The sequence below is a fragment of the Syntrophales bacterium genome, assembly GCA_030655775.1.
Lineage (GTDB): Bacteria > Desulfobacterota > Syntrophia > Syntrophales > JADFWA01 > JAUSPI01.
Genome location: JAUSPI010000175.1, coordinates 1 through 5,674 on the forward strand (window position 1 = coordinate 1; position 5,674 = coordinate 5,674).

A 5,674-nucleotide genomic window follows, 5' to 3' on the forward strand; every position below is an offset into this window, starting at 1 on the left:
AATCAAGGGTAGTTGATGAAGAGTTTGAAGATGGAAAGAAAAATTTTCCAATAAAATTCTGGAACAAGGAACATTTCTATTATTACCGTATATACCGTGAGGTGGTTGGTGGAATCCCTGCCCCTCAAAAAGAGGAAAAAACATGCGAGTGCTGCGGAGCTGGGATGAACCGGGAAGCCTTTCATTGTAAAATCTGCGGAGGCGTTGACCGGGAGCGCACACGCAAGCCCCGCCTCTTAGGCGGGGTAAGAGGCGCAATATAAAACAAACATATTGTTCGCAAAAGCTCACTATCTCCGATTCCTTACCGGGAAGCCCCGCCCTGTGGGCGGAGAGTTTCACATATTAGAAAATTAGCGGAAAATATTGATTAATAAGTTTAACAAAACAATCCCAAGCCAGGGCAAAATCAATTATCCAAAGGTACTTCCAATTCAATAGCTAAGGATGCAACATCTGAACTTACTTGAGAACATCAGCGTAATGTGTAAAAAACTATGTGTCCCATGGGTTTTATTTTTAATGCTATTAGTGCCTTCCGTATGCGGTGCGTCAATGCATGTCGATTCCGTATGGTGGGAGTTGAAAGACGCGGACATTTATGCCCTTGGTTATGATTATGACAGGGTAGACTGGAGAGAAAGGAACAAATTGAGGAAGCTGCGCAGGATTGCCATGGGAGAGGCTAAAAAACTGGCTTTGCGCTGTGGTACGTTTCCTTCAGCCCAAAAAGGTAAGAACAATCTGGACCCATCAATGATCCTTAATAAAACCGAAGTCTGGGTAAAAGATCCCAACGGCGGTTTTTCGCAGGCTCTCTTTACTCGGGAGAACGACGATTTTATCGTAACAATACCCCAAAGTCTTGATTTAAACGGGCGGTATCTGGTTAGCAGTCATATCGAAGCTGGAGAAATGGAGATGGGTTTCAGAGGTGAAGTGGCCAAAGCTCATCTCTATGCGAAATCGTTTGTTGTTCATAGCAGAAGTGACGGAATCAGCGGAGGTAAACAAGGAGTTTTTTTTGATGCCCCGGATAAAATTCCCCTTGAGATAGGTCCTTTAATTTTAAGGCCGGAAGTCTCTTACGCAGGCACTTTTCAAACAAGAAATCATGAATATGAAATGAAGGTTGCATATCGAGGGAAACCACTGCCAAATGCCGGGGTTACGGTGATGACCGAAGGTGGATGGCAGAAGACGCTTTCAACCGATTCTCAGGGAAGGCTTCTGGTTACCCCCATAGAAAGTAGCGGCGAAAGCAGATACTGTGAAAAATATTTATATGTGATCGCTCATTATGACGCGGTTAGAAAGGAATTTCATTGTGCAAGTCTAACTATGCCTGTTTATAGGGCACGACATGAATGGCGCAGTATGTCCGGGGGGTTTGTGCTGTGGGCCGTGTTAGGAGGTGCCTTGATTATCGTTGCCATAGTGGGCGTGGTTTACCGGAAAAAGCAAAGAGATCGGGCAACCATGGTTATGTTTGAGAATTACAGGATCAAAAAGGGCTGACTTATGGGCATTACCAGGCTGAGATGGTCAACGCAGGTTATCTCGTTTTTTGTTTTGCTCCTAGGGGGGACGATCGGAATCTCGCTGGGGTTTTTCCTCCCTACCCTCTCATGTCCGTATGTGGGGCAGTCGAGGGGCGGAGACTGTTTTTTGTTAAACCTGCAATTTAACCTGGCCATGGCTGACTGGGCGCGCTATAAAGTGCTTGGTTTACATTTTCTTTGGTTCTCGCTGTTGGTGGTTATTTTGGGACGTTCCTGGTGCGGCTGGATTTGTCCTTTTGGATTTGTTCAGGATGTCCTGGATCTGATCCGGAGAAAACTGCATGTAGGATACATAAGTTTTTCCGAACGGTTTCGTGACAGGTTACGGTGGATCAAGTGGGCCTTTCTTTTTATTGCTCTTCTGGTTCCTCTCTGGGTCGCCTTTCCCTTCTTTGCCCCTGAAGTGGCATGTGATCTTCGTCAACCCTTTTGTCAGTTATGTCCGGCAAGATATGTTCTGCCCCTGGTTGTCGGCAATCCCGGTGAGGTGGCCGTTAATTTTAAGAGCGCCACCACTATTACCATGACCGTTCTTGGACTCAGTCTTGCGATTGGAACAATCATCGGCGCTATGGCAAAAAGACGGTTCTGGTGTCCTTACTGTCCCATGGGATTACTCCTTTCGTTATATAGAAAAATCAGCCTCATCAAGCTCAAGAAGGACTGTCAGAAATGCACCATGTGTGAAGTCTGTTATAACGTTTGTCCCGTGGAGATAAAGCAGATATTCAAAGAACGCGAAAAAGAGGATGTAACTTTTGGTGATTGTACGCTGTGTTTACGCTGTATTGAAAATTGTCCTGAAGACGGGGTATTGCGTGCGGACTTTTTAGGTAAGACTGTATACAGGTCTACAAACAGGGGGTTTTTCCATAGGAAATATAATATTCCGATAAAGAAAAATCATGATGAATAAAAAGATTAAAGGAAGAACAGACAGGTATCAATTGCAGGGACGATTTGATCGTTTTGCCCGCGGAGTTGCCGACTCGGCTGAAAAAGCGCTTGCAGGATTAGAGGAAAATCCTGATCGTCCGAATAATCTGGATTATTTTGTCGATCTGATGCGGGATGTTTTTGTAAGGAATCGGTGGGCGGAGCGGTTCATGCAATATGCCGATAACAAAAAGATAATCGGGATATACTGCATGATGGTTCCCGAGGAGCTTATCTATGCGGCCGGCGCGATACCCGTACGCTTTTCGGGTGGCAGTTACGAGGGGCATCCTGTGTCGGCGATGAACATGTGCCCCGTGACACATGTCCGGTGGTTAAGGCATCCGTCGGTTCAACGTATTTGGGATATCCTTCTCCATACGAGATATGCGATGTCTTTATCGTTCCTTCCACCTGTGACGCAAAACGGAAAATGGGGGAGGAACTTTCTCATCTCAAAGATGTCTGGATGTTCGAAGTCCCACATATCAAGGATAACGAGGATTCCAAAAGAAAGTGGCTTCAGCAGCTTTACGGATTGAAAAAAAACATCGAAAAATATACGGGCATGAGCTTTGTGGGCAGAAAAATCGGACGGAAGGAATTGTCTGATTCGATTAATATGATTGGAAGAGCCTAGTACGAAGCCCGCAGGCTTTATGAAATTAGGAAATCATCCATGCCGGTAATTTTCGGGCGAGAGGCCGCACTTGCCGTCAATGCCTATTGTTATGATGCGGCCACTGAGTGGACAAGGGCGATGTCCGGATTAAATGATGAACTGGAAACGAGATGCCGGAATGGGATCGCTATTTGTGAAGAAAATATGCCCCGCATACTGCTGGCGAGTTGCCCTTCGGTTTTCCCTAACTGGAAAATACCCTTCCTTATTGAGGAGATGGGCGCCGTCATCGTTGCCGATGAGTCGTGTACAGGAGATCGTTATCTTTACGATCCGGTAGGTGTAACTGAAAAAACCATGACGGGAATGATGACGGGGATTGCCGCCAGGTATCTCATGCCCTGTGTGTGCCCGTCGTTTGCACCCAACGAAGACAGGCTTTACCGACTACTGCAGATGTCTGAAGAATTCGGGGTCGACGGGATTATTTACCATGTACTTAAAGGATGTGTCATTTATGATTTCGAATTGATTCGTGTAGAAAAAACCCTAAAAGAAAAGGGTGTCCCTGTACTTAGAATTGAAACGGATTATAATCCTGAAGATATAGAACAACTCAGGACCCGTATAGAGGCATTCGTAGAAATGCTCGTAACTAAGAAGACGAAGACTTAAAAGAGGATTATGATATGAAATGGTATGCAGGTATTGATGCCGGTTCAACATACGTCAAAGCAGTTCTTATCGATAGTGATAAAAAAATTCATGGGTATAAAATTGCTCCGACAGGTGTAGATGTCCGGAGTACGGCAAAGATTTTGCTCAATGAAATATGCCGGGATGGCGGTATCTATTTTGAAGATATTAATACTATCATGTCTACGGGTTATAGCCGGAGACAAATTGACGTTGCCCATGAAAATATAACGGAAATAAAGGCCCATGCCGCCGGCGCCTTATGGACAGCGCCCGAAGGTGAAAAGGTTCGAACTATAATCGACATCGGTGGGCAGGATAGTAAAGTTATTGTTATTAGCGAAAAAGGGGAAGTAAAAAGTTTTGTTATGAATGATAAATGTGCTGCGGGCACGGGGCGTTTTTTGGAAGCTTTGGCCCGTGTTCTTGAACTTTCAGTTGTGGAAATCGGCCCCCTTTCGCTTAAGTCGAAGTCGCCGTGTCGGATTAACAGTACCTGTGTAGTATTTGCTGAATCCGAGGTCATATCTCTACTTGCTCGCGGAAAGAGGCCAATGGATATCATTGCCGGTGTTCACAGGTCGCTGGCAAAACGAATTTCCGAGATGGCAAGAAAGGCGGGATTGGAATCCGACATACTTCTGGCAGGCGGCGGCGGGCTGAATCCCGGTCTTATTTCTGCGTTTGAGGATGAACTGATGATGGATGTATATGTTGCCTACAATCCTCAACTCAATGGCGCCATTGGAGCCGCTCTGCTTGCCGGTAATTCTGATAAACCCTGGTCGGAAAAGTGCGCTTGAAAGCAGACTGACAGGAAAACCTTATAATTATGTATAAAAGGTGATTCGGATTATATGGTTACACAATTGACAATACCCTATACTACAGCCTTGCTTACAGGTGTCCTTTCCGGAATAAGTTACTGCACTGCAGGATGCAGTCCTTTTTTAAGCACTTATATAATGGGAACAACTGAAGGTATTTTAAATGGCGTTAAATCTTTTTTAGCCTTTACCGTTGGAAGGATTTTTATGTATGCTGCCCTGGGTTTTGCTTCGGGTTATATTGGCATAGAACTTGTCGACAGGGAAGCAGCCGGCTTTCAATATGTCTCGTTGGTCTACAGCATAGTGTTGATTTTGATCGGTTTGCTGATATTTATCCGTTCTGTCCATCAAAATTGCAAAAAATCAAATGAAAAAATAGACATGTGCCATTTTACCTCTAAGCGTATTGCATTCAATCCAACAATTCACCTGTTTGTTGTCGGGATGACCTTTGCCTTAATTCCTTGTCCCCCGATGTTGGGCATATTTGTTTACAGCTTGCAGATGCCGTCGGTGATCTCAAGCAGTATTATAATGACTCTTTTCGGTATCGGCACTGCAGTTTCTCCGCTTGTGATTATATCTGCTGTTTCAGGCTTGCTTTCTAAGAAGATCAAAGCCGAGGCACCTCAATACAAGATGTTATTCCAGGGGCTATCTGGTGTTATATTGATTTTGCTTGGCGTCTTTTCTGCAATGCCTGCGATTGCAAAGTGAAAAAAGAGGGGAATCTATCGAGATTATGAACAGATAGCATACGAGTGCTGCGGGGCTGGAATGAATCAGAGCGCCTTTCACTGCAAAGTCTGCGGAGATGTTACTGAATGGAAAGAGTCAAAAAAATAAATGCTTTTGTTTCCTGGAGCGGTGGGAAAGATGCCGCGCTTTCTTATTACAGGGTGATGGAAAAGTTCCATGTTACTCATCTCTTAAACATGGTAGCCGAAGATGGTGAAATATCCCGATCCCACGGTATCAGAACAGATATCCTGCGAATGCAGTCTCAGGCGATGGGGCTTCATATCGTC

7 protein-coding genes and 1 pseudogene are annotated in these 5,674 nt (G+C 44.9%); 7 read left to right on the forward strand and 1 reads right to left on the reverse strand.

The genetic code is table 11. The features are described 5' to 3' along the window. The 3 genes from Q7J27_09380 to Q7J27_09390 form a co-directional block, all read left to right on the forward strand. A partial coding sequence (locus tag Q7J27_09380; protein ID MDO9529359.1) for a hypothetical protein occupies positions 1 to 263 on the forward strand: 263 nt, incomplete at its 5' end. Between the two features lie 292 nt (positions 264 to 555). After that, entirely contained in the window at positions 556 to 1,518 is a 963-nt protein-coding gene (locus Q7J27_09385) for a hypothetical protein (GenBank protein MDO9529360.1), read from the forward strand. Between the two features lie 150 nt (positions 1,519 to 1,668). Then, entirely contained in the window at positions 1,669 to 2,478 is an 810-nt protein-coding gene (locus Q7J27_09390) for a 4Fe-4S binding protein (protein MDO9529361.1), read from the forward strand. Between the two features lie 97 nt (positions 2,479 to 2,575). Here Q7J27_09390 and Q7J27_09395 read toward each other — a convergent pair whose 3' ends face one another. Then, positions 2,576 to 2,788: a hypothetical protein gene (locus Q7J27_09395; GenBank protein ID MDO9529362.1), complete on the reverse strand. Its 213-nt coding sequence runs from the start codon at positions 2,786 to 2,788 to the stop codon at positions 2,576 to 2,578. Between the two features lie 41 nt (positions 2,789 to 2,829). Between Q7J27_09395 and Q7J27_09400 the strand changes: the two are divergent. The 4 genes and pseudogenes from Q7J27_09400 to Q7J27_09415 form a co-directional block, all read left to right on the forward strand. Further along, positions 2,830 to 3,795: pseudogene (locus Q7J27_09400) on the forward strand (2-hydroxyacyl-CoA dehydratase family protein). 14 nt (positions 3,796 to 3,809) lie between these two features. Beyond that, positions 3,810 to 4,619: an acyl-CoA dehydratase activase gene (locus tag Q7J27_09405; protein MDO9529363.1), complete on the forward strand. Its 810-nt coding sequence runs from the start codon at positions 3,810 to 3,812 to the stop codon at positions 4,617 to 4,619. 54 nt (positions 4,620 to 4,673) lie between these two features. Continuing rightward, a complete protein-coding gene (locus Q7J27_09410) occupies positions 4,674 to 5,363 on the forward strand; it encodes a sulfite exporter TauE/SafE family protein (GenBank protein ID MDO9529364.1) in 690 nt (229 codons plus the stop codon). Positions 5,364 to 5,470: 107 nt separating this feature from the next. Further along, the coding region (locus Q7J27_09415) for a hypothetical protein (GenBank protein ID MDO9529365.1) at positions 5,471 to 5,674 on the forward strand (204 nt) is incomplete at its 3' end.

Coding starts and splice junctions, on each gene's coding strand:
- Q7J27_09385 (MDO9529360.1), top strand. CDS start 556: ATGCATGTCGATTCCGTATGGTGGGAGTTGAAAGACGCGGACATTTAT.
- Q7J27_09410 (MDO9529364.1), top strand. CDS start 4,674: ATGGTTACACAATTGACAATACCCTATACTACAGCCTTGCTTACAGGT.
- Q7J27_09405 (MDO9529363.1), top strand. CDS start 3,810: ATGAAATGGTATGCAGGTATTGATGCCGGTTCAACATACGTCAAAGCA.
- Q7J27_09395 (MDO9529362.1), bottom strand. CDS start 2,788: ATGCCCCTCGTAACTGCCACCCGAAAAGCGTACGGGTATCGCGCCGGC.